The sequence below is a fragment of the Pinisolibacter sp. DMC100 genome (assembly GCF_056313705.1).
Genome location: NZ_JBQUZT010000001.1, coordinates 1471351 through 1490732 on the forward strand (window position 1 = coordinate 1471351; position 19382 = coordinate 1490732).

19 protein-coding genes are annotated in these 19382 nt (G+C 63.8%); 3 read left to right on the top strand and 16 right to left on the bottom strand.

Going from position 1 to position 19382, the window contains the following annotated elements:
- Positions 1 to 26: 26 nt before the first annotated feature.
- The 4 genes from ACT541_RS06805 to ACT541_RS06820 all read right to left on the bottom strand — a co-directional run bounded on the left by ACT541_RS06805 (position 27) and on the right by ACT541_RS06820 (position 3246).
- Positions 27 to 281: an exodeoxyribonuclease VII small subunit gene (locus ACT541_RS06805; RefSeq protein WP_476135320.1), complete on the bottom strand. Its 255-nt coding sequence runs from the start codon at positions 279 to 281 to the stop codon at positions 27 to 29.
- Between the two features lie 107 nt (positions 282 to 388).
- Complete coding sequence (locus tag ACT541_RS06810; protein ID WP_476135322.1) at positions 389 to 850, bottom strand: hypothetical protein; 462 nt, start codon at positions 848 to 850, stop codon at positions 389 to 391.
- A gap of 112 nt (positions 851 to 962) precedes the next feature.
- Positions 963 to 1892: a histone deacetylase family protein gene (locus tag ACT541_RS06815; protein ID WP_476135323.1), complete on the bottom strand. Its 930-nt coding sequence runs from the start codon at positions 1890 to 1892 to the stop codon at positions 963 to 965.
- Between the two features lie 325 nt (positions 1893 to 2217).
- Positions 2218 to 3246: an L-threonylcarbamoyladenylate synthase gene (locus ACT541_RS06820; protein ID WP_476135325.1), complete on the bottom strand. Its 1029-nt coding sequence runs from the start codon at positions 3244 to 3246 to the stop codon at positions 2218 to 2220.
- A 153-nt stretch (positions 3247 to 3399) separates the two neighbouring features.
- On the opposite strand from ACT541_RS06820, the gene ACT541_RS06825 reads away from it, so the two are divergent.
- A complete protein-coding gene (locus tag ACT541_RS06825) occupies positions 3400 to 4182 on the top strand; it encodes a crotonase/enoyl-CoA hydratase family protein (protein ID WP_476135327.1) in 783 nt (260 codons plus the stop codon).
- A gap of 221 nt (positions 4183 to 4403) precedes the next feature.
- On the opposite strand, the gene ACT541_RS06830 is transcribed toward ACT541_RS06825, so the two are convergent.
- The 3 genes from ACT541_RS06830 to ACT541_RS06840 form a co-directional block, all read right to left on the bottom strand.
- Positions 4404 to 4925, bottom strand: a complete 522-nt coding sequence (locus tag ACT541_RS06830) for a DUF4760 domain-containing protein (RefSeq protein ID WP_476135328.1) — start codon at positions 4923 to 4925, stop codon at positions 4404 to 4406.
- A 324-nt stretch (positions 4926 to 5249) separates the two neighbouring features.
- On the bottom strand, positions 5250 to 6215 hold the full coding sequence (locus ACT541_RS06835; protein WP_476135330.1) for a DnaJ C-terminal domain-containing protein: 966 nt from the start codon (positions 6213 to 6215) through the stop codon (positions 5250 to 5252).
- Between the two features lie 136 nt (positions 6216 to 6351).
- Positions 6352 to 6705: an RT0821/Lpp0805 family surface protein gene (locus ACT541_RS06840; RefSeq protein ID WP_476135332.1), complete on the bottom strand. Its 354-nt coding sequence runs from the start codon at positions 6703 to 6705 to the stop codon at positions 6352 to 6354.
- 170 nt (positions 6706 to 6875) lie between these two features.
- Between ACT541_RS06840 and pdxH the strand changes: the two genes are divergently transcribed.
- Positions 6876 to 7517, top strand: coding sequence for a pyridoxamine 5'-phosphate oxidase (pdxH, locus tag ACT541_RS06845; RefSeq protein ID WP_476135334.1), 642 nt, complete (start codon positions 6876 to 6878; stop codon positions 7515 to 7517).
- Positions 7518 to 7562: 45 nt separating this feature from the next.
- On the opposite strand, the gene ACT541_RS06850 is transcribed toward pdxH, so the two are convergent.
- The gene (locus tag ACT541_RS06850; RefSeq protein ID WP_476135336.1) at positions 7563 to 8531 is read right to left on the bottom strand and encodes a magnesium transporter CorA family protein; all 969 of its coding nucleotides are present in this window, start codon (positions 8529 to 8531) and stop codon (positions 7563 to 7565) included.
- A 112-nt stretch (positions 8532 to 8643) separates the two neighbouring features.
- The gene (locus ACT541_RS06855; RefSeq protein ID WP_476135338.1) at positions 8644 to 8805 is read right to left on the bottom strand and encodes a hypothetical protein; all 162 of its coding nucleotides are present in this window, start codon (positions 8803 to 8805) and stop codon (positions 8644 to 8646) included.
- Positions 8806 to 9272: 467 nt separating this feature from the next.
- Between ACT541_RS06855 and ACT541_RS06860 the strand changes: the two genes are divergently transcribed.
- Complete coding sequence (locus ACT541_RS06860; protein ID WP_476135339.1) at positions 9273 to 9599, top strand: hypothetical protein; 327 nt, start codon at positions 9273 to 9275, stop codon at positions 9597 to 9599.
- Between the two features lie 311 nt (positions 9600 to 9910).
- Here ACT541_RS06860 and ACT541_RS06865 read toward each other — a convergent pair whose 3' ends face one another.
- The 7 genes from ACT541_RS06865 to ACT541_RS06895 form a co-directional block, all read right to left on the bottom strand.
- Positions 9911 to 12232, bottom strand: a complete 2322-nt coding sequence (locus tag ACT541_RS06865) for a TniQ family protein (protein WP_476135340.1) — start codon at positions 12230 to 12232, stop codon at positions 9911 to 9913.
- Positions 12233 to 12237: 5 nt separating this feature from the next.
- Complete coding sequence (locus ACT541_RS06870; protein ID WP_476135342.1) at positions 12238 to 13233, bottom strand: TniB family NTP-binding protein; 996 nt, start codon at positions 13231 to 13233, stop codon at positions 12238 to 12240.
- A complete protein-coding gene (locus ACT541_RS06875) occupies positions 13220 to 15625 on the bottom strand; it encodes an integrase catalytic domain-containing protein (protein ID WP_476135343.1) in 2406 nt (801 codons plus the stop codon). The genes ACT541_RS06870 and ACT541_RS06875 overlap by 14 nt, the downstream gene beginning before the upstream one ends.
- A complete protein-coding gene (locus tag ACT541_RS06880) occupies positions 15622 to 16353 on the bottom strand; it encodes a hypothetical protein (protein ID WP_476135344.1) in 732 nt (243 codons plus the stop codon). Before ACT541_RS06880 ends, ACT541_RS06875 begins: the two co-directional genes overlap by 4 nt.
- A 219-nt stretch (positions 16354 to 16572) precedes the next feature.
- Complete coding sequence (locus tag ACT541_RS06885) at positions 16573 to 18666, bottom strand: AAA family ATPase (protein WP_476135345.1); 2094 nt, start codon at positions 18664 to 18666, stop codon at positions 16573 to 16575.
- A gap of 2 nt (positions 18667 to 18668) precedes the next feature.
- On the bottom strand, positions 18669 to 18992 hold the full coding sequence (locus ACT541_RS06890) for a DUF6634 family protein (RefSeq protein ID WP_476135346.1): 324 nt from the start codon (positions 18990 to 18992) through the stop codon (positions 18669 to 18671).
- A 119-nt stretch (positions 18993 to 19111) separates the two neighbouring features.
- Complete coding sequence (locus ACT541_RS06895; protein ID WP_476135348.1) at positions 19112 to 19357, bottom strand: hypothetical protein; 246 nt, start codon at positions 19355 to 19357, stop codon at positions 19112 to 19114.
- Between the last annotated feature and the right edge of the window lie 25 nt (positions 19358 to 19382).

Below are 19382 nucleotides of genomic sequence, written 5' to 3' on the forward strand. Positions count from 1 at the left end.
AAGGGAATTCGGCCGGCCGGGTCGCCTCACGCGTCCGGGTCGAGCGGCTCGGTGCCGATGGCGCGGCCGTCGCTGCCGACGCGGATCTTCTCGACCCGCTTCTCGGCGACGTCGAGCAGATCGGCGCAGCGCTTCTTCAGGGCCTCGCCGCGCTCGTAGGCCGCGATCGATTCCTCGAGCGGCACGTTGCCGCTCTCCAGCCGCTGCACCAGCGTCTCGAGTTCGGCGAGCGCCTGCTCGAAGGTGAGGGTCGCGGGTTCGGAAAGCGCGGTCGACGTCACGGGATCGAGGCTCCATCGGGCAGGACGAGAGGCGTCGAGACGCACGACGCCGCGGCCCGACTCGTCGGGCGCGGCGTCAGTGTGCCACGTTTCGCGTGGAATGGGACTCAGCGGTCCTCGAGCAGACCCGACGACTTCCCCGCCGGGAGCTTCTTGGCATAGACGATCTCGATCTCGTAGGTCGTCACCTCGCCGGTGCTCTCCTGCGCCCGGACGACCGCGCCGTCGGTGCCCTCGGCCTTCGACGGCGAGGGGATCTTCACCACGGCCCAGTTGAACGGCTTGCCGTTGCAGGCGGCATAGGGGCCGTTCGGATCGGTCTTGCCCGGCGCCTTGGTCTTGGAGACCGTCAACTTGCCGAAGGCCGGCTGCTGGGTGACCGTCACCTCCGGCGCCGGGGCGAGCGAGCAGTCCTCGCGCATCTCGCGGAAACTGTCGACCGTCACGGTCTTGCCCGTGCCCGAGGCGAGCCACAGCCGCTTGGCGATGGTGTCGTCGGCCCGGGCCGAGGGAATGGCGAGACAGGTGGCGAGAGCGAAACCGGCGATCAGGCTGAAACGACCCGACATCGAAACCTCCGAACAACGACTGAACGCGCCGCCGGACGACGGCGACGATCGGCGGCCACACGCGCCGCCCGAACCATGATGGTAGCGCCTCCGTCGTCGCGACGGAACCGCGTCAATTCTTCATCAGGGTCATCACGTGGGCGGCGACCGAACGCGCCAGACCCTCGAGATCGTAGCCGCCCTCGAGCACCGAGACGAGCCGCGAATCGCAGCAGCGATCGGCGATGTCCATCAGCCGCGACGTCGCCCAGGCGAAATCCGCCTCGACGAGGTTGATCTGGCTCATCGGGTCGCGGGTATGGGCGTCGAACCCGGCAGAGATGATGACGAGATCGGGCTTGAACGCCTCGATGCGCGGCAGCACCGCGATGTCCATCGCCTCGCGGAAGTCGGCGCCGCCGGCGCCCGCCCACAGCGGCGCGTTGACGACGTTGTCGGCGATACCGGTCTCCGAGACCTCGCCGGTGCCGGGATAGAACGGCATCTGGTGGGTCGAGGCGTACATCAGGTTCGGATCGTTCCAGAAGATGTCCTGGGTGCCGTTGCCGTGGTGGACGTCGAAGTCCATCACCGCGATCCGCTCGGCGCCGTGCGTCACCCGCGCCCAATGGGCGGCGATGGCGACGTTGTTGAAGAGGCAGAAGCCCATGGCGCGCTTCGATTCGGCGTGGTGCCCCGGCGGGCGCACGGTGACGAAGGCGTTCTTGACCTTCTTCTCGAAGACCTCGTCGACCGCCTGACAGGCGCCGCCGACGGCCCGCAGCGCCGCCTCGAGGCTGCCGGGCGAGATCGTCGTGTCGTCGTCGAGACGCAGCAGGCCTTCTTCCGGGACCGCTTCGGCGATCTCGTCGAAGTAGGTGCCGGGATGGGCCATCTCGACCATGGCGCGGGTGCCGCGCGGGGCGGCCTCGCGCTCGAGCGGCTGGAAGCGTTCGTGCTCGAGAATGCGATCGATCACCCGCATCCGATCGGCGCGCTCGGGATGGCCGAGCGGCGTCGCGTGACCCAGACAGGCCGGGTGATGAATGAGCAGCGTCGACATCGAAGAGTCCGTCCTTCCTCCCTCGACCGGGCCGCGGTTTCTCCGCGGCCGTCGCCTTTCCGGCGACTTTTCCGGTCGTTCGATCGCGCATGCGGATCGATCGCTTCGGTATTCCGACTTCCGTGATCCTCGCGCCGAACGGGAACGGGCCCCGTCCACGCCTTGGACACGGTCTCACCTTGACCGATCGTGCGCGGCTCGTCACGCCGAGACCGTGACCGAAATCAATGTTGCCGTCATACCTTCGTCGGTGCGCACCCCCGCGCCATGCGTCGCGCGCATGACGGTGCGGGGCGAAGGCGTGCGTTTCGGTTCCGGCGAAATGTCAGGGCTTCGCGGGTCCGGCGGCCGGGCGCGGGGCGGCGGCGCGGCGCAGGCGGTCGACGATCGCCTCGCCGAGCCCGTCCTCGGGGATCGGCACGACCGCGATCGCTTCGGCGCCGCAGGCGTCGAGATCGCGCAAGGACCGGAAGAGCCGGCTGGCGGCCTCCGCGATGTCGCCGGCGGGGCTGAGGTCGACGATCGCGACGGCTCGCTCGGTGCCTTCGGGCCGCGCGTCGGCGAAGGTCAGCAGCGCCTCGCCCGGCCGCACGTCGACGGCCCCGAGCCGCACCCTTGCGTTCGGCGCATAGTGCGAGGTCAGGAGACCCGGCGAGAGCGGCGCGGCATCCGTCGTCATCTCGTCGACGGCCGTCGCGGCCTCGTCCGCCCCGTCGAGCGGTCGGCCGATCGCCGCCTCGATTTCGGCGCGCGCCACGCCGCCGGGGCGCAGCAGCCGCACCGTGCCGTCGAGCACGGCGACGATGGTCGATTCCACCCCGACCGGCGACGGACCGTCGTCGACGATCACCGCGACCTTGTCGCCGAGATCGTCGGCGACGTCGGCGGCGCAGGTCGGGCTGATCCGGCCGGAACGATTGGCGCTCGGCGCCGCCACCGGCCGGCCGAGCCGGGCGAGGATGGCGCGGGTGGTCGCCGGAGCCGGCACGCGCAGGCCGACGCTGTCGAGCCCGGCGGTGACGAGATCGGCGATCGGGCTCTCCGCCCGCTTCGGCACCACCAGCGTCAGCGGTCCCGGCCACAAGGCCTCGGCCAGCCGCCGCGCGTCGGCGTCGAACACCCCGTGCGCCTCGGCGCTGGCGAGGTCGGGCACGTGGGCGATCAGCGGGTTGAAGCTCGGCCGCCCCTTGGCGGCATAGATCGCCGCGACGGCGCGCCCGTCGGTCGCGTCCGCCCCGAGGCCGTAGACCGTCTCGGTCGGCAGCGCCACCAGCCGGCCGGCCGCCAGCGCCGCGACCGCGCCCGCGATCGCGGCTTCCCGTTCCTCGTCCGTCGTCGTCGCCAGGATCTCCATGGCGCCTTCTCTAGCCGAGAAGCGGCTGCGATGGCACCCCTTCCCGTGCGGATCGGGCGTGCCGGAGCGACGGGGTTGCCGTTGGGTGCCGAGATCTGCACAATGCGGCCGAAACATCACGAAACCGTCGAAACGACGAGGGGAGAGACGACCATGGCCGACGAGACCGAGATCGCCGCGGCGCCGGTGACGAGCGAGCGCGACGGCGCCGTCGCCGTCATGCGCATGACGCGCGCCGACAAGAAGAACGCCCTGACCGGCGCCATGTACGGCGCCATGACGGCGGCGTGGCGGGCGGCGGAGGCCGACGATTCGGTCGCCGTCCACCTCTGGCTCGGCGTGCCGGGGGCCTTTTCGGCCGGCAACGACATCGAGGACTTCGTCGCCGCGGCGCGCTCCGGCACGCTCGGTGGCGCGATCCTCGCCTTCCTCCACACGCTGGCGAGCCTCGACAAGCCGCTGGTGATCGGCGTCGACGGTCTGGCGATCGGCGTCGGCACGACGGCGCTGCTCCATGCCGACTACGTCGTCGCCTCGCAGACCTCGCTCTTCCGCACGCCCTTCACCGATCTCGGTCTGGTGCCGGAGGCGGCGTCGAGCCTGCTCGGCCCCCGCCGCCTCGGCGACGCGGTCGCCTTCGAGCTTCTGGCGATGGGCCGCCCCTTCGACGCCGCCCGCGCCCTGAAGGTCGGCCTCGTCAACGACACGGTACCGACCGACGAACTCGAGGCGGCGGCGCTGGCGGTTGCCAAGGATCTGGCGAAGAAGCCGCGCGCCGCACTCGCCGCCTCCCGCCGCCTGCTGCGCGACGTCCCCGGCTTCGGCCGTGCCGACATCATCGCCCGCATCGAGGCGGAGGCGGAAGAGTTCGCTCGCCGCCTGAAGTCGGCCGAGGCTCAGGCGGCCTTCGCCGCCTTCGTGTCGAAGAAGAAGTGAGGGGTGCGTGGCGCTCGCGACGATGGTCTTCGCGGCGGCGTGGGTGCGCGATGCTTCGAGACGGCGTTCTTCGAACGCCTCCTCAGCATGAGGCGTATGTATTTGTATCGAATATGAAAAGCGCCTCATGCTGAGGAGGGCGCCCATCGGCGCCCGTCTCGAAGCATCGCGCACGGCATCGCCACGTCTTCGGACGCGGCACGCCCGCCGAGGCGCCGCCGTCACCCGACGAAGCGGAAGTAGAGCTCTTCGAGATCCCGCCCGTAGCCGCGGTCGCCGTCGACCTCGCGGCGATGCTGGACCCAGGGGCGGAAGGTGCGCCAGATCCGTTTGACGTCGATCGAAATCGACCGTTCGACGATGTCGCCGTCGCACACCGAAGCCGCGAGGCAGCGCGTGAAGGTGTCGAACGAGCCGATCAGCAGGTCGATCTTCTCGGCGATCTTCTTGTCCTGGATGAAGGCGACCAGCGAGGCGTCGCGCTCGGCGATCAGCCGGTCGCGCTCCTCGTCGCTCGTCGCGCCCTGCAGCCGGTGCTGCAGACCGTCGATGGCGCTCCACCACGGCTTCATGTCGGCGGCGAGCTCGACATAGGCCTTGTGGGCGGGGGTGTCGTCGAAGCGGTCGACGAGATCGAGCGCGAAGGCGACGCGCGCGGTGTTCGCCGCCGCCGGCACCGCGACGAAATGCTCCCACGCCGCGAGACCCCAGCCGACCGCGCCGATCAGCGCGACCACGGCCACGGCGCGAGGACCGGCGGCCGTGCGGGCCGTCGGTCGAAGGGGCGGGGAGTCGTCGCGGGCTGTCTCCACCTGTCGTCTCTCACCGGCCGGGGCGCGGCTTGCAGCACGGCCCGCCGCAGCACACGTCCTGCCACGGCGGACGGTTGGGCTGGGGCGGCCGGGTCTGCGCCTCCGCCTGGACCGTCCAGAGCAGGGCTGCGACCGAAAGGGCGTGAATGATGGTGCGGATCATGGCCTCGTTCCCGAAGTCGCGTCGTCCCCGACGCTCCGGAGGATCATCGCAGAAACCACATGAACGGCGACCGAACGGATCGGCCGCCGCCCTCACCGCGCGCGGCGGGCCTTCAGGAAGGCCTCGAGCTCGGCATCGCCGCCCTCCGGCAGCACGATGCGCGGCTTGACGTAGAGATTGCCGTGGCCGCCCGCCTTGGTCGGCAGGCCCTTGCCCTTGAGCCGCAGTTCCTTGCCCCCGGTCGTGCCGGCGGGAAGGTTGAGCTCGACCGCGCCCGACAGCGTCGGAACGCGGATGCGGCCGCCGAGCACGGCGTCTTCGAGGCTGATCTGCACATCGGTCTCGAGGTCGTGGCCGACGCAGCGGAACTGCGGATGGCGCTCGAACACCACGGTGACGATCGCGTCGCCCGCCGGCGCGCCGGGGTGGCCCTGGCCCTCGAGGCGGATCTTCTGCCGGTCGGAGACGCCCTCCGGCAGCGCCACGTCGAGCGTCTTGCCGGTCGGCAGGTCCACACGGATCTTGGCCCGTTCGGCGACCTGTTCGAGGCTGACGCGGACGTCGATCTCGACGTCCTCGCCGCGGGCGCGTGCGCCGGCACCCGGACCGGCGCCGCCGCGCGGCCCGCCGCCCATGCCGGCGCCGAAGGGATTGCCGCCGGCACCGGCGCTGCGGGCGCGGCCGCCGAAGGCCTGGCCGAGGATGTCGGTGAGGAAGTCGTCGAACTCCGGCCCGCCGCCGTGCGCGGTCCGCCCGCCGCCGCGACCGCCGAACGGTCCGCCGCCCGCGCCGAAGGGACCGCCGCCGGCGCCGAAGGGATTGCCGGTGAAGCGCGGCTTGCCCTCGGCGTCGATCTCGCCGCGGTCGAACTGGCCGCGCTTGGCGGCGTCGCCGAGGATCTCGTAGGCGGCGTTGACCTCGGCGAAGGCTTCCTTCGCCTTGGGGTCGTCGCGGTTCTGGTCGGGATGGTGCTTCTTCGCCAGCCGCCGGAACGCCTTCTTGATGTCGTCGGCGTCGGCCGTCTTGCCGACGCCGAGAACGTCGTAGGGGTTGCGCATCGTCCTCTCCCGCTCTCCGGTCCCCGGACCCGCGCGACGCGCGGTCGGCCCATCGGAGATTGTCGTGGTGTCGTCGCATGATGTGGTGTGCGACGCGATGGAATTGAAGAGGGAATGACGGCTCGACGCGCTGCCGTCAACCGCCGACGCGTTCGAAACGCAGCACTTCCCAGCCGCCGGTGAAGCCCTGGCAGATCCGGCCGGAATGCAGGTCGACGCCGGAGACGGTCGTCAGCGTCGTCTCGAAGTCGCGGCACGGGGCGCCGTTGGGCGCCCGCGTGGCGTGCGAGGCGGTGACGGTGCCGGCGTGGCCGTTCGTCTCGTTCTTCCAGGCGATCGGCGCCTCGACGCCGCGTGCCACCGAAATCTCGAGCGCCCGACGCACCGAATCGGCGTCGCCGTCGGGGAGCGCGGGTGCGGATGCGGCGGTCGTGGGGATCGAGCCGGTGACTTCGGCGGGCGCCGGCGGCGGCTCGGGGGACGACGACATCAGCGACGAAAGCGGCACGACGATGCCGCAACCGCCGAGCGCGCCGAGCCCGCAGACGACGACCGATGCCGTGATCGCACGGCCGATCCGCGCGCGAGCGCGTTGGCCATGACGACGAAGCTCGGTTAGGGTTGGGGACCGAAGACCGGCCAAGGGTTCCTCCGAAAGCGATGACCGACCAATTTCAGAACGATCTCCCATCGGAGTTAACGACGGGTGACTTTTCCGGCGCCGAAGAGCCGTTTCGTCTTTTCGCGCAATGGCTGAAGGACGCCGAGGCGAAGGAGCCGAACGACCCCAACGCCATGGCGCTGGCCTCGGTCGACGACACCGGCCTGCCCGACGTCCGCATGGTCCTGCTCAAGGGATTCGACGAGAAGGGCTTCGTCTTCTACACGAATTTCGAATCCAAGAAGGGCGTCGAGCTGCTCGCCTCGCGCAAGGCGGCGCTGCTCTTCCACTGGAAGACGCTGCGTCGGCAAATCCGCATCCGCGGCGCCGTCGAGATCGTCACCGACGCCGAGGCCGACGCCTATTTCGCCTCGCGCGCCCGCGCCAGCCGGATCGGCGCCTGGGCGTCGAAACAGTCGCGGCCGCTCGAGAGCCGCTTCGCGCTGGAGAAGGCGGTGGCCGAATACGGCCTGCGCCACGCCGTTGGCGAGGTGCCGCGTCCGCCCCACTGGTCGGGCTTCCGCGTGGTGCCGCAGACGATCGAGTTCTGGCACGACCGCCCCTTCCGCCTGCACGATCGCATCGAGTTCACCCGCGCCGCGCCCGGCGCGCCGTGGGACAAGGTGCGGCTCTACCCGTGAGCCGTACGCCGATCGATCGACCGAGGGGCTCGTGAGGAGCGGTGGTCACAGCCACCGCTTCCACTTGAAGACCGCGAAGGTCGTGCCGACCGACATCAGCATCAGCCCGAGCGCCATGGGATAGCCCCAGGGCATGTCCAGTTCGGGCATGGCGTGGAAGTTCATGCCGTAGATCGAGGCGATCAGCGTCGGCGGCATGAAGACGACGGCGAGAACCGAGAAGATCTTGACGATCGTGTTCTGCTCGACGCCGACCAGACCGAGCGTCGCGGAGAGCAGGAAGTTCACCCGCGTGTCGATCGACTTGACGTGTTCAGCGAGCGAGCGGGCGTCGAGCTCCAGCGTCGCGAGCCGCGCGCGGCCGTCGCGGTCGAGCCGGTCGTGGCGGTTCTCCTCGCCGAGATAGTGGAAGAGCCGCGTCAGCGAGACGATGCTCGAGTCGATCCGCGCCAGCGTGCCGCCGCTGCGGCCGATCGCGGTGATCGCCTCCTCGAGCCCCTTCTCGCGCTCCAGGCGAGGGCGGAAGACGTCGTTCGACAGCCGCTCGATGTCGCCGCCGATGCGTTCCAGCGTGTCGGCGAGCCGGTCGATCACCGTCTCGAGCAGGCCGATCAGCACCGAACGGCCGTCGGCGAGCACGACCGCACCGCGTTCGGCACGTTGGCGGAAGATCTCGAAGGAGCGAGGGCGTTCGTAGCGGACGGTGACCAGCCGGTCGGTCGTCAGCACGAAGGTCACCGGCGTGACGCGCGGCGTGTCCGTGTCGGACAGCAGCGGCACCAGCGCCGTCATGTAGAGCACGCCGCCCTCTTCGTAGAGGCGGCTCGATTCCTCGATCTCGACCATCTCGTCGCGCGTCGGCACGGCGATGCCGAGCTCGTCCTCGACGAAATGATCCTCCTCTTCCGAGGGTTCGATCAGATCGTACCAGACGGCACGGCCCTCCGGCGGCGGCGCGGAAGAGATCGCGGCCGTCACGAGGCGGGATTCGACGAGACCGTGGATCGTCAGCATGGCGAGACCGTGGGATGAGGAGACGAAGGCATGTCCGGATGGACGGCTGCCTTCGATATCCGTTTCCCTGCGTCGCGTCGACGTGCTTCGACGATGGCCCCCGAAGGAACGATCAGCCCATCTGGCCGTCGTCGACCTTCCGGTGCGACGGCTGCAGCGCTGCCGTCACGGCGGAGATGCCGATCGGCTTGTACTGAGCGTCGAGGCTGTCGGCCTGGGGACGGACCGGAGCCTGTTGGGTGTATTGCTGGGTCTGCGGCTTCTCGTTGGACATCGTGGGACCTCGATTGCATTTCTCCCGCGTCGACACGTTCGGCTCTTCGGCCGTCGCCGCGGGTGCGGGGCGTCTTTGATTGCGCCCTCGCTTCCTCCCGGTTGCTACCGGATTGCGGCACTTCGGTGTCTGTCGCAAGCCGGAAAATACATACTCGAATGAATTCGTCGGACGGCCCAGCGAAATCTTGCGCGATATTTGTCACGCACGACAGAATTCCCTGGAGAGACGCAAGCATGCCACACCGACATGCGTGCATGATGGTTGGGGCGGGCTTGCATTTGCTGCATGACTCTACGTGAAATGCCGGTCGCGGGTCGTCGTCGGCGGCGACTGCTTCGTCCAGCCGACTCGATCCTGCCCGTGGCGGAGCGTTGCCGGCTGCGGTGGTAAGTGGCACGCTGGCCTGCCGGGACGGCGCCGGTCGCGGCGCTTCCTCGGGGATCGGACCGCCTCGGGAGTGATTCATGCGTCGTCTGGCGATCGTCGCGCTCGTGCCCTGCCTCGCGGGCTTCGGCCTGACGGTGCCGGTCGAGGGCCTGTCGGAGACCGGCGACGAGACCTTCGTCGGCACCACCACCGGCCACTGGAACGGCGAGGGCACGGTCGCGGTCGTGTCCGATCGCGGCATCCGCTGCTCGGGAAGCTTTTCCTTCGTCCTCGAGGGGCTGGGTCGCGGCACGGTCGACTGCTCGAATGGTCAGACCGGCACCTTCGCCTTCCGCCTGCGCGGCTTCTCCGGCCATGGCGAGGGCGTGCTCGGACGCCGGCGCTTCCGCCTCCGCTTCGGTTGAGGCGCGGCGAGGGTGGATCGACGAATCGAAGGTGTTGGGGAGCCGTGATTGTGAGATTCTTACCCCAATAAAATCAATGACTTAGAATTTAATTATGAGATTTTGAGCGTGAATTTGAGATTATGGAGTCATGAATTTGAGATTCCAGAGCCAACAAAATAGAATGAAGATCAATTCATCTACAAATATATTTGTAATTACCACCGATCTCATCCGAGAAATAAATATTTAATGATTTGAGCGCGGGTCAACAATCTGTGTTATAGGTATCGTGGCACAATATTTCGAATGCATCTTTTAAAATTTGGACATTACCTACCACGGTGCCTAAGCCGAACGGAAAAGTTGGCCCTGAAGAACGCCAAGATCGGAACGACCCTCTCTACAATTTCCGCCGAGTGGATTGGATCCAGCGCAACAGGGCTCCACTCGGTCGAGACCGTTACGGCATCCTCAGTAATTCCCCATTCCAACGGCGCAAGGAATCGCCGTTCGATCTCGAACCTCGCATCGACGGCGCTGGACGCGGCGATCTGCGACGGCGAACCGATCGGCGTAGACTCCAAACGACGCACAATACGGATCGACTTGGCCTCCATATCGAAGACGACATCGATCGACACCTCGTGGGCAGCATCCTCATAAGTGATGGTTCGATTGCGAGCCGACGCAGCAAGCCCGTGCACGGGCGCGAGATTAATTCGAGCCACAACCTCTCGGGTCAGCGCCTTCATGAAATTGACGATCGGGTCGCCTCCCTGTTCGTCGGGGCAACAGTTCAAGTTGAGCGCCCTCTTCGCGCTCTCTCTATCTACAATGAACAGCGCCGGGCAGTTCCGCGTGATAAATATCTCTTTATGTAGGATGGATCGGGCAGCGAGGCGACCGACAAATACACCCGGCGTTTCATTAACGTAATCGGCAAACAGCCTGGCGCTTGCCCACTTTGTGGAAAACTCCTCTACTGAAGCCTCAGAGATCTTCGACCTAGTGCAGCCGGCTCGGAGCACCTTAATCAGCCCCGCCTCGACGAGACAACGGGTCGAATTATTATTCAATCCAATAATTGCCCGGGCTTGAAACAGTGAAATACCTTCGCCGGCAGCCCTCCGCCGCGACCGCTTTGCACGAACAACGCCAAACCTCTCCGGATAAAGAACGGCCATATCGAGTACGATATCGCCAAACCGTTCACCGGTACGGGCCACGGCACAGCCGACGCCAGCCGCCAGCGCCTTCAACTGGGGCGCAGGGTTCCAGCGCGATGTCGGGCGTATATCACCGATCCGCATGTGCCCGTCCGGTATGGACTCGGGATTAATCCACGGTAGACCCCGCCCAATTTCTGAGACAGCGTCCATGTCATCGCGAATGAAATGATCTGCGTAAACACTGTTCTTCACGATCTTGGCGTAGGGGAGGATGATCGCCTCCTTCACGATCAAAGTTAACAACGCTGGCGAGACCCCGAAATATTTCGCAGCTTCATCTCGATTCATCAAAGACGCGGCAAATGTCCGAATCTGATTCGCGTCAGCCGCGCTGAATGTCTCATAGGGGTTGGAACCCGGCCCTCTGGAGCGAGTACGAACTCCCAACTCATCCGCAATCCGCCTGACCAGACGGGGATCAAGCCCAACCTCACGAGCGAGGTTGTCTCTATTAATGGTGGAAACAGTTTCGCTGCGCCAAACTGCCCGATTGCCCCTCCAGAATACGCCTCTCCGACTGGCAGTCAGGGTCACCGCGTCGCGCAAGATCTCCCAGACCCCGCCCGATCTCCTATCGAGCACTCCCCTCAGCGTCTGCCCGAACAACCCCCAAGCCCGCGTCTTGCCAGACACCAAGTTTGACATCGCCACTCGATCGAGAAATGCCGTGAGTGCAATTGGACCTCCAGCGAGTACCCCATAGCTATCTATGACGGTTTCCTGAATATTATTTTCTATTGATACTTCTCTCAAAGTATCAATAACATCAAAAATATCTCCGAGCATTGGAATTTCATCGAGAAATGGCGAGTCATGCGGATCCAAAATCCCCATTCTCTCCAGCGTATACCTCTCCAGTGAGGACGTGTGTGCAGGAATATGGCGCATATCGTCGACGGTTGTTCGATGACCGAACGGCGATACGATGCGCAGATACGCGTCATCAGGGACGACCCTGTCGCCGGTGTCCGTACTCACCAGGTCACGCCCATGGATCGGGCAGCACCGAAACTGCCGGAGATCCCACCAAGTTCTCTGATAATGGGCTTCGGTCCAGCATGCGGGGCAGAAGCGCCTCGGGGTCGCGGACCACTGGTCCCGCCAGAAGGTCTGCCCGAGCAGGGTGACCTGTTGGTCGGCACCGAAACTCGGGGTCGCCGCCACCAATCGACGCTTGCCCTCATCGGAAATGGGCAGCCTCGACACGAACTGGAGACACTCCTGCGGATCGCACCGTCGAGCGTTGAGATCGAAGCGCAAAGCCATCGTGGCGGGGGAATAGTAGCCATTGAGGTCCGCGAGCGCTTCGAAGAATCGATGTGCCGCCTCCCCTTCGTAGGGGATGCGGTAGTTTTGGAGGACGGGCCGATGAATCATCGGAGCCGCCTGTCGATTTTCGATGAGTATCTGGTTGCTGTTCATTGTCGTCACCGCCTGTTGAAGGGCGCGTGATGGTCCGCGAAATTCGGATCGTCATCCTCGTCCAGAGCATCCTTACCCTTCGGCGGATCAGCGGGATCGAGGTTATTGAAAGTCACCCGCACGCCGGGAGCCTTGACGCGGTCCCATGCGCGAGCGAAATGCCGAGCGCCGATCGCACGGGCGTTGTCGGTGAGGGCTTCGCCGGCTGCCCTCCGCATGAACGCCGCGAGACGCCCGATCGAACCCCGCGACACCGTGAGCAGGGAGGTACAGAAGGACGGATCCTCGAGCCCCGACCGCTCCACGAACGGCAACGCGTCATCGATCGACGAGCAGACCAACTCGAACTCCTCCCGATCCGCCTCACTGCGGTAATCGTAGTAGGGAATCAAGTGATGTGGCAGCATTCCCCGTCCTTCGAGTTGACCATCCTTTCGTATCCACGTGTAGATCGAACCCATTCCGGCAGCGATTATTGATATGTTCGCCTCGTCGAGGAGTTGACGAAGCAGCCCCCTGAACGGCAATTCGACTCGCAGGCCACCATGATCGGAAATACGATGAAATTCGTCCATGATGACCAACTGCACCTGCTGCTGCTGTAGCGTATCGATCAGCCTGTCGGTTGCCGCATGGGTATTGATCCGGCTCGAGACCGCCAGCCCGAGTCCTTTCGCCAGAGTGTCCATGACACCTCGCACGGTGCTGTCACTGGCGACCGCCATATAGACGACCGGGCTGATCATGCCCTCGTCGCCGAGCTTACGAGGAAAACGGCTCGCATAGCTCTTGAGGGCGTAGGTCTTCCCGGAACGCGGGTCACCATAGACGGCCCCGATGGTACCAAGACTGGGCGGGCCACCACGACATGGGCAGTGCATTGATGAAATGGCCTCCATCGCATCGAGGTAACGTGGCGACAGTATCTCCATTCTGTTGACTTGCGACTGGCGATCATAACGCGACATCGTCTTGTATATGGATCTATCATTCTCCGTCATGTCGCAAATCCTCTTGATTTATTGTGGAAAGTGTCCGCGATGCTTTTGCCGAAAGCGCCCGCTTCCTCTCCTCTATCTTCTGTCGACGAGCATCCGGATCGACGCGATCGGGACCACGGTCATTGGAGAGCGACGGTGCTTGCTGCCGTTCTGCGTCAACGGCGTCTCGAGGGACGGCGGCAGTGAACTTGGACGCCTTCGAACGCACCTTTGGTCCCCCCTTCCGTCCGAGGGGCTTGTCCGGCTCGACACGGGGCTCGGACATCGCATTCGGATCAGCCCGCGTGATCTCGACGACAGAAGAGGGCATCCGGTACCCCGCCTCTGCGAGGGGATCCTTCTGGAAAGGAGCATTCGAAGTCGAAATGCTGCTCTCCATGCGGGTATATCCGCAGCCTTCCAAGAATCTCGCGACATGCTTATGTGTCTTCTTGACCCCCCGTTCCTTCACGAAAGCGATTCCGGTCTTGATGAGTCCGGACTTCACGCGCATCAAAGCCTCGACGTCGGGTTCGTTTCCGTACAATTCACGAGCCCGCGTGACGGTGACATTGTGAACGTGGCGATGGAGCCCGGTCGCGTACTCGCGGTATCGGGGGGACGCCACGACCTCGATGCGCTCCCCGACGCCACCGTGCTGACGGTGGGGGTTCACGACATAAATCGAGCCGAGATCCAACGGATTGCGGACGCAGACGTATTCGGTGCCACCACCCTTTTCACCACCGAGACGATGATCCGCGTGACCTCTCAGAGCGGCCAATCCCGGCCCGTCGTAGTGAATATGGCTCCACTGAATACCAATATTTTGTATTGTTCTCTTTTCTACCTCTCCAAGGAACGCCATTATTTGATCCGCAGGGGGTGGTGGCGCAATCGGATAAGACTTTACCTTCTCATTCCAGACCGAAATACGCGTGCGAGCCGCGCCCGGAACGCTACCGAGCACTTCCGTTGGGCGTCTGCTGTGCACGGCGACGATCCAGTGGAGGAGCAACCCGTCCAACTCCTCGAGCGTCACCGCCGGAAGATTGGGCCTTGCGGGATTCCCTGACTCGTAAAGCTTCCGTTCTATGGAATTTGAGTAGGTCGTACCGGGCAGGCTGTGCAGGATGTCGTCATTGAAGGTCTTGAATGCCCTTTCGACGCCACCCTTCATGTGTGGATAGGCCGGCGGCATCGTAATGAGAGATATGCCGAGAGCTTCGCAGGACACCTGTAATGATGGCCCGACGAACTCTCGGCCGTTGTCGACGATCAGGCACTCGGGTGTGCCGTAACAGGGCCACTGATAAGCTTCACCGAGTGCCTTGAACCGGGTCAGATCCTTTGGTGACATTGCATCGAGGAGGGCTGCCACCACGGAGGCCGTCGATGCAGCCTCGAAACCGAGGTACCGTCCGATGATCATCCCGCTGGCACGGTCGATGACCGACGTCAGATATGGACGCCCGAGATAGATACCGCCATAGCCGATGACGATGATGTCCAGTAGACCGTGATCGATCTCCACCTCTTGCAAGACTCGAGACGGCCGAATCGTCTGTTGATAGGTCCGATAACGCAACTCTGCCCAACGCTGTCCAACTCGGAAACTATCTCGAGCAAACCGATTGACTGCCTTGCAGTACGTCGCGAACGTCTTCGCGTGTGGTGCATTGAGATTTGTGACATCTGCTTGCGGGTTTTCAGCCAGAATGGCCTTCTTGGCATCATCGAGCCGCGTCCAGAGCGACGCATATGCGCGATTCACACTGACGTTCGACCGCATCCATACGGCTACGGCGTTTTGTATTTCTGTCCGAACCAACGGATGGTAGGTCACGGCGCGCCCCGGGTTGAAGGCCCGCCGATCGATCAGCTTTTCCGCCACGAAAGCCCGCTCGGTGCGTTCGTAGGTATTCAACCATCGGAGCACCGTACTGGGCGCAGGAGCGCTGCTCCCGTCACGGAGCGCCGCGTGGGCAGCATCGATGATCGGCTTCACACCCTTTGCGGTTCTGGTCAGCACGTACCCCGGGCGGACACCGGCATCCGACACGGGCGTCCCATAGATCACCGCATTGATGTAATAGAGCTTCCGATGGAAACTCTTCTTGTGTGTATCCGATGTTGTCAGAACTCTTGTGACCCCCTCCAACGGTTCGGCACGTACGCCCGTGTTGATGAAGGCGAGGTCTCCCTTCCACCACAATCGCGCGATTTCCTGATCGGAGAGGTCGACAGGAACCCCGGTGTCGATCGAGATGAAGGAAACCTTCTTTTCGTAACGACACATCACGACATGGACTTGTTCATTGAACTTGACACGGTCGTGTTGCCTGAGATCGAAGCGTACCGGCTCGATCTTCTCCTCGACGAAGTTGTATGAGTAGGGGATGAGCGCGTTCATTCGGTCGCCCCCCAGATCACACGGGTCTCGTAGGTGATGGGCAAGGTCGGATCGAAATCGATCTCCCCCCACAGAGCGAGATTCATCAGGGCGGCAAAACCGAGATCCTGGCAGGCGGGGCTCCGAATGCCGGAAACGGCGATCAATTCACGGATGGTGGACGGCGGCTGATATGCCGCCAGCACCATGCGCATGCGACGCAGGGCGTTTTCACCGTCTGCCGAGCGGTACCTATAGCGATAACGCAACAGGATCTCGGCGTTCGACAGCGCCGGCTGAGCATTTATATCCCACTCCGTCTTCACGATGAATTCGATCCCATGATCGACTTCATAGGCTTCTTGAATGAAGGGGCGGTGGCTCTTCCAATATGGCTGCTTGGCGAAGAATTCCGCCTTTGCTTCGACAACGACGATCCGACCGTCACGATAACGAACCGTGATGTCGGGCGTATAGATCGCGGACCTGTGATCGTGCGGACTCGTAGGTATGAAATACTTCAATTGATGAGATTCGACCGCGAATTCGAGCACGTTCTTGTCGGCGCTGAGATGGCGGCGGCACCGTAATTCGAGGATGCTGCGAAAAAGCGAGCGTCCAAGGCACTTGTAATCCCCACCCACGCCGTCGAGAGCCCGTCCGCGATTCCACAACGGCGGGTTCCGCATCGGCACCGCATTGGCATGCAGGCCGAGGTCGGCAGGGCTGATGGTGGACAGAGGAGGCATACCGATCTTCCTCGTGTCGACCCGAGCACCAAGGGGCCGGGTCGTTCTGTCGAGATCGATCGTCAGCAGACCAAGCGCTGCCGTACGACCGATCCCAGAGGCGAGGAATACGCCAGGGATTTTCACTAGCTGATCGTGTACCAGACCCGGCTACCAGGGTATTCCGGCACGTGTCAAGCGTATTCGCAAAAATATTTGGAAAAAACCGGCAACCCAGCGTTAAGTCGTTTCATCGCTCCCGGTACGCTTTGTAATCGAGTGGGGAATCCCCATTTGTTCTAGGAGATTTCGACAGTGCTCCAACCTGGCCCGCTGCGTAGTGAGGTCCAGAGAAGCTGCACGATCGACTGCGGGTGATCGGCGTCGACAGGAAATGAGGGCGGCGATTTCGGCAGCGTCCAGATACCGACGAGCCTCGAGGGCTGCGGCGACACGCTCGATTACCCGCCGATGGCGACGAACGAGACGCAGGGCCGTGACTTCGAGACGTCGAAGATCTGTCTCGATTGTGAGCCGCAATACAGGATCGAAATTGCCGAGTTGGGGAGCTTGAGCCAAGGCAGCACGGAAAAGGATTTGCTTTCCAAGCCCCCAACTCGCGTGCGCTGCATAAAGTATAGTCGTTGCCTGCGCCAAATCCGAAGTTTCCGAGCCTCCTGCACCCGAGGAGACCGTTCCGATCAGGACCGCCTCGGCGCAGCGGCCTGCCAAAAGGGCGATTACGAATTGATCGATCGTCGCCTGATCGACGAGGTCCGGCAACGCATGTAGACGAGCCGATCCCGCGCCGACCGCTGTCTGCTGAAGACTCGCCGACAAGACGGCTGTCGCCGGCTGCACGTGGGCCAAGACAGCGTGACCGGCCTCGTGTACGGCGATCCGATGAATCGTTTCCGGGGCGCGCGTGTCGGGAGGCAAAAGGGTGCCGACCAGATCCTCGATGGTGATCGCCCGACCCTCATGGCGTGCAGCCCTGCGAGCACGGCGAACCGCGTCCATGGCATCGGCTCCAGTCAAACCCACCGCCATCCGCGTCCACGGCAAGAGATCGGTATCGACAAGATCTGAACCGAGGTGGTGATGCAGAATTTCGGCGAGGCCAGCGGCGTCGGGCGGGCCGAGGAAGATCGCCTTTTCGAGACGTCCGGGTCGAAGCACGGCGGGGTCCACACGCTCTATCGAATTTGTCGCCCCGACGATGATGATGCCCTCCGTCGACGCGACGGCACCGTCGACCAATGACAGAAAGTCATTGACGAGTGACACCCACCAATCCCGATTGTGGGAATCCAACGTCGAACGATTTGGAAGTGAATCGATTTCATCAAGGAAGAGTATACAAGGCGCAAGAGCCCTGGCGCGAGCAAAAAGGTCACGCTGGGCCTTGATCACCGCCCCGAGATGTCCGTCGGTCGACGAGAAGAACTCACCGATGGATGAGACGATTGTCGGAAGACCACAGGCATTTCCCAATATTCTGGCGAACAAAGTCTTGCCGACACCGGGCGGGCCATGCAGAACGACACCACGGTCGACGTCGCGCCACCCGATCTTTCCCGCCCTCACGTCGGCGATGTCGCGCGCCAGTGTCAGACCCCAAGTGCGCGCGTCACCGAAGGCCCGCATCGAACGCAGGTCGGGGAGGCGGTCGTCAGCCCCGACACGAAACACTGTATTTCGTAGGGCGCGGAGACGAAACGCAGCATCGGCAGCCGACCCCGTCGGACGGAGGGCTGACAGCACCTGTCGATAGGACAACCCTAAAACGTCGGCGTCACAAAAATCACGCGGCGGTCGACCGGACAAACACACACTCACGACACGACGAATGATGCGTGCGCTGGGTGTGGGAACACGAATGGAGACGTCGGCTGCCGAGGCGAGAATCGCCGGTAACGCTGCCACGTCGGCGGTGATGCCGATGACGATCTTGCCGTCGGCGAGCGCGTCGAGAGACTCCGCCTCCGCCTCTGCCAGCGCACCCGGGCTCCGCCGTTCGGTGCCGTCGCGGGTGACGATGTGGTAGGTGCCGGCACCGAACGGCGTCGTGTGAATAACCGCCTTCTTGATCGCCCCGACGTAATCAGACGACGGCACAATAACGACAAAACAAGTGGCCCCGCGCTGTGCGATCCGGCGTCTGGTCGCCTTGTCGAGGGCCGCACCCAACAGGAGGTCGGGTAAGACGGACGAGACGGAAGGGCGTGCAGGCGCGGTGACGCCGGGGTGATCACCACCAGCATCGGGCGCGAATTCATCGTCACCGGATTCATCACCGGAATCGATGATCACATCAAAGATCCGCTTGGCCATGGTCATGCCTCCCCATGCGTGGAGGTGACACGACGACCGAGACGGTAATACCGAGAGAGCGTCCGCGCCCACCCGGCTGCTTCGTCGATCGCCCAAAGGCCCGAAGTGGCGATTTCCGAATGCATGCCGAACCGGGGATGACGACTGACCTCCCCCGTGAGGCAGACGTCGAGGCGAGGGCTGGCCTCCCAATCATCGAGAACGGGAGCCGAAGCCAAAGCCGATGCAGAAGGCCGACCCTCGAGGACGAGGCTTTCGATGTCGTCGGCGAGGCAGCGAAGATGCAGGACGACCGCTGAAGGGTCGGAAATGAAACGAATGGTCATGGCGATCTCGGAAGTCGTGTCCCGAGATCGCACTCTTCGCGTCTCAGGACGGTGAATTGAATTGTGTGTGCATCATTGATGATGTGTGATCCGGCTTTTTATACATGATGCCTTGGCCTCTATTCGTGGTGACACTCGATGAAAGGGAATACACGTTTTTTGACCCGAACCTCTGGCTTGAAATATTTGAGGATTGCATTGAAGGCGACGGGGACGCCGCCAAAGAGATAGGAAACCGGGTTGCCATGACGGCATTTACCGTGGTCGGCGAGCAGCGAGATGGTGGCGACGGCACGAGCGGCAACCGCCGAACAAACGTCGACACGACGTGCGCTGATGAGATGGAGTTCGAAGGACGTAGACATCGCAGAAGCTCTTGAGGATGCCGCT

What these genes read in the sequence shown, in the direction of transcription:
- ACT541_RS06820 (WP_476135325.1), bottom strand. Translation starts at nt 3,246, where the DNA reads ATGGAGATCCTGGCGACGACGACGGACGAGGAACGGGAAGCCGCGATC.
- ACT541_RS06825 (WP_476135327.1), top strand. Translation starts at nt 3,400, where the DNA reads ATGGCCGACGAGACCGAGATCGCCGCGGCGCCGGTGACGAGCGAGCGC.
- ACT541_RS06850 (WP_476135336.1), bottom strand. Translation starts at nt 8,531, where the DNA reads ATGCTGACGATCCACGGTCTCGTCGAATCCCGCCTCGTGACGGCCGCG.
- ACT541_RS06810 (WP_476135322.1), bottom strand. Translation starts at nt 850, where the DNA reads ATGTCGGGTCGTTTCAGCCTGATCGCCGGTTTCGCTCTCGCCACCTGT.
- ACT541_RS06870 (WP_476135342.1), bottom strand. Translation starts at nt 13,233, where the DNA reads ATGACGGAGAATGATAGATCCATATACAAGACGATGTCGCGTTATGAT.
- ACT541_RS06865 (WP_476135340.1), bottom strand. Translation starts at nt 12,232, where the DNA reads ATGAACAGCAACCAGATACTCATCGAAAATCGACAGGCGGCTCCGATG.
- ACT541_RS06880 (WP_476135344.1), bottom strand. Translation starts at nt 16,353, where the DNA reads ATGCCTCCTCTGTCCACCATCAGCCCTGCCGACCTCGGCCTGCATGCC.
- ACT541_RS06875 (WP_476135343.1), bottom strand. Translation starts at nt 15,625, where the DNA reads ATGAACGCGCTCATCCCCTACTCATACAACTTCGTCGAGGAGAAGATC.
- ACT541_RS06815 (WP_476135323.1), bottom strand. Translation starts at nt 1,892, where the DNA reads ATGTCGACGCTGCTCATTCATCACCCGGCCTGTCTGGGTCACGCGACG.
- pdxH (WP_476135334.1), top strand. Translation starts at nt 6,876, where the DNA reads ATGACCGACCAATTTCAGAACGATCTCCCATCGGAGTTAACGACGGGT.
- ACT541_RS06860 (WP_476135339.1), top strand. Translation starts at nt 9,273, where the DNA reads ATGCGTCGTCTGGCGATCGTCGCGCTCGTGCCCTGCCTCGCGGGCTTC.
- ACT541_RS06840 (WP_476135332.1), bottom strand. Translation starts at nt 6,705, where the DNA reads ATGTCGTCGTCCCCCGAGCCGCCGCCGGCGCCCGCCGAAGTCACCGGC.
- ACT541_RS06855 (WP_476135338.1), bottom strand. Translation starts at nt 8,805, where the DNA reads ATGTCCAACGAGAAGCCGCAGACCCAGCAATACACCCAACAGGCTCCG.
- ACT541_RS06885 (WP_476135345.1), bottom strand. Translation starts at nt 18,666, where the DNA reads ATGGCCAAGCGGATCTTTGATGTGATCATCGATTCCGGTGATGAATCC.
- ACT541_RS06895 (WP_476135348.1), bottom strand. Translation starts at nt 19,357, where the DNA reads ATGTCTACGTCCTTCGAACTCCATCTCATCAGCGCACGTCGTGTCGAC.
- ACT541_RS06835 (WP_476135330.1), bottom strand. Translation starts at nt 6,215, where the DNA reads ATGCGCAACCCCTACGACGTTCTCGGCGTCGGCAAGACGGCCGACGCC.
- ACT541_RS06890 (WP_476135346.1), bottom strand. Translation starts at nt 18,992, where the DNA reads ATGACCATTCGTTTCATTTCCGACCCTTCAGCGGTCGTCCTGCATCTT.